General features: G+C 55.1%; 1 protein-coding gene. It reads left to right on the forward strand.

The annotated features are described in order from the left end of the window. Positions 1-2,959, forward strand: a 2,959-nt coding sequence (gene mfd, locus ABF287_RS16290; RefSeq protein ID WP_347186054.1) for a transcription-repair coupling factor, incomplete at both ends; no start/stop codon positions are given.

Genomic DNA, 2,959 nt, shown 5'->3' on the forward strand with positions numbered 1-2,959 from the left:
GGCTATGACGCCCAACTACTTCTGCGAGAGTACGAAAAAAGTGGTAGCGTTATTCACGTGGCGCGTGATGACAAACGCCTTGAAGCGATGCGCGAGGCTTTGGCGTTTTTCGCACCTGACGTCCCAGTTATCAGCTTTCCTGCGTGGGATTGTCTGCCCTACGACCGCACATCGCCCAATGCAGATGTCTCTGCGGCGCGGATGGCGGTTCTGGCGGGGCTCGTGGCGGGTGGGCCGAAACAGTTTATCTTGCTGACCACTCTTAATGCCGCGACCCAACGCATCCCTGCGCGCAGCGTGCTTGAAGGGGCAAGTTTTATCGCAACTGTCGGGCACCAAGTGAATGAAGAGGCGTTGCGAGCGTTTTTGGTGCGCATGGGCTTCACCCAAAGCCCCACTGTCGTAGAGCCTGGTGATTATGCGGTCCGCGGCGGCATTATTGATGTCTATCCTCCGGGGCAATCGGGGCCAGTGCGGCTTGACCTCTTTGGGGACGTGTTGGACGGCGCCCGCAGGTTTGATCCGGCAACACAGCGCACCACGGAAAAGCTGTCGGTTGTTGAATTGGCACCAGTGTCCGAGGTTATCTTGGACGAACCTGCGATTACGCGCTTTCGCCAGACTTACCGTATTGAATTTGGCGCGGCAGGCACAGACGATCCGCTTTATGAGGCCGTAAGTGCAGGGCGCAAACACGCCGGCATCGAACATTGGTTGGCGTTTTTCCACGATCATCTTGAGACCCTGTTTGATTATGTGCCCAACGCGGCAATTGCGCTTGATGATCAAAGTGCTGCCATGCGTGACGCCAGATGGGCCAGCATCGTTGATCAATACGAAAACCGCCAAGAGGCGCTGAAGCAGAAGAAACGCTTGGGCACTGTTTACAAGCCGGCGCATCCTGCGGGTCTTTATCTTGATGATGACGCATGGACCGCGGCTACATCTGAGCGGCGCGTGCTTCAGCTGGTTGCTTTGCCGCAATCTACAGGTGCGGGTGTTATTGATGCGGGTGGGAGAATTGGACGGAATTTCTCACCCGAACGTCAGCAAGAAAGTATAAGCCTATTCAGTAGCTTATCAGCACATATTAAAGCAACACTTCAAGACCGCCCTGTAATTATTGCCTCATATTCCGAAGGCGCGCGGGAACGGTTGCACGGGCTTCTCGCCGATGAGGGGTTGGTTGATCTGGCGCTGATTTCAAACGCTGGTGATATCGCCAACGGTCGCGTTCACCTTGCGGTCTGGGGGCTTGATCACGGGTTTGAAAGCCCTGAAATGGTCGTCATTTCAGAGCAAGATGTTTTAGGGGACAGGCTGATCCGCCGCGCCAAGAAAAAGCGCCGCGCGGATAATTTCCTGTCCGAGACCCAAAGCCTTAGCCCCGGTGATTTGGTCGTGCATGTTGATCACGGTGTTGGTCGCTTCATGGGCCTTGAAGTTGTCACAGCCGCAGGGGCGGCGCATGAGTGTCTGTCGCTTGAATATGCGGAAGCGGCAAAACTGTATTTGCCCGTTGAGAACATTGAGCTGTTGTCCAAGTTTGGCAACGATCAGGGCTTGCTTGACAAGTTGGGTGGTGGTGCGTGGCAGGCCAAGAAAGCTAAACTTAAAGAACGTATTCGCCAGATCGCTGATCGGTTGATCCGTGTCGCGGCAGAGCGCGCCTTGCGCACGGCGCCGATGATGGAGCCACCCTCAGGTATGTGGGATGCGTTTTCGGCGCGCTTTCCTTACCAAGAAACTGACGATCAGCTGAGCGCCATTGGCGACGTGCTTGACGATCTGGCCAGCGGCCAACCCATGGACCGCCTCATTTGTGGCGATGTAGGCTTTGGTAAAACCGAAGTCGCCATGCGCGCGGCGTTTATCGCGGCAATGTCGGGCGTACAGGTCGCTATCATCGCGCCCACAACGCTACTGGCGCGCCAACACTACAAATCATTCGCCGAACGCTTCCGTGGTTTTCCGTTAGAGGTGAGACAGCTGTCTCGCTTCGTGTCTGCAAAAGAGGCCAGTGAGACACGTGACGGTATCAATCGCGGCACCGTTGACATTGTTATTGGCACCCACGCGCTGCTGGCAAAATCTGTTCGTTTTGAACGTCTTGGGCTACTTATTATTGACGAAGAACAGCATTTCGGCGTTCAGCACAAAGAGCGTTTGAAACAGATGCGAACAGATGTCCACGTTCTTACGCTAACCGCCACGCCCATCCCGCGGACGCTGCAATTGTCACTTTCCGGCGTGCGCGACTTGTCGATTATTGGCACGCCGCCGATGGACCGTCTTTCAATCAGAACCTACGTCAGCGAATTTGATCCGGTCACCATCCGCGAGGCGCTTCTACGTGAGCATTATCGCGGTGGGCAGTCGTTCTATGTGGTTCCGCGCATCTCTGATCTACCCGAGATTGAGGAGTTCTTGCGCGAAGAAGTTCCCGAAGTCAGCTTTATCGTGGCAAACGGTCAGATGGCTGCGGGTCAACTCGATGATACAATGAACGCGTTTTATGACGGCAAATACGACGTGCTTTTAGCGACAACGATTGTGGAGTCGGGCATCGATATTCCGACCGCCAACACAATGATTGTGCACCGCTCTGACATGTTTGGTCTGTCGCAGCTGTACCAAATTCGTGGGCGCGTCGGCCGATCCAAAACCCGTGCCTATGCATATCTGACCACGAAACCCCGCGCGAAGCTGACACCAACCGCCGAAAAACGTCTGCGCGTACTTGGCAGCCTTGATACACTCGGCGCCGGTTTCACCTTGGCATCCCAAGACCTTGATATTCGCGGCGCAGGAAATTTGATTGGCGAAGAACAATCGGGGCAGATGCGTGAGGTGGGCTACGAGCTTTACCAATCCATGCTTGAAGAAGCGATTGCCAACATCAAGTCTGGCAAGGCTGAAGGTTTGATTGATGACGGGCAATGGGCGCCGCAGATTAACC

The sequence above is a fragment of the Pacificibacter sp. genome (genome assembly GCF_039769035.1).
Taxonomy (GTDB): domain Bacteria; phylum Pseudomonadota; class Alphaproteobacteria; order Rhodobacterales; family Rhodobacteraceae; genus Celeribacter.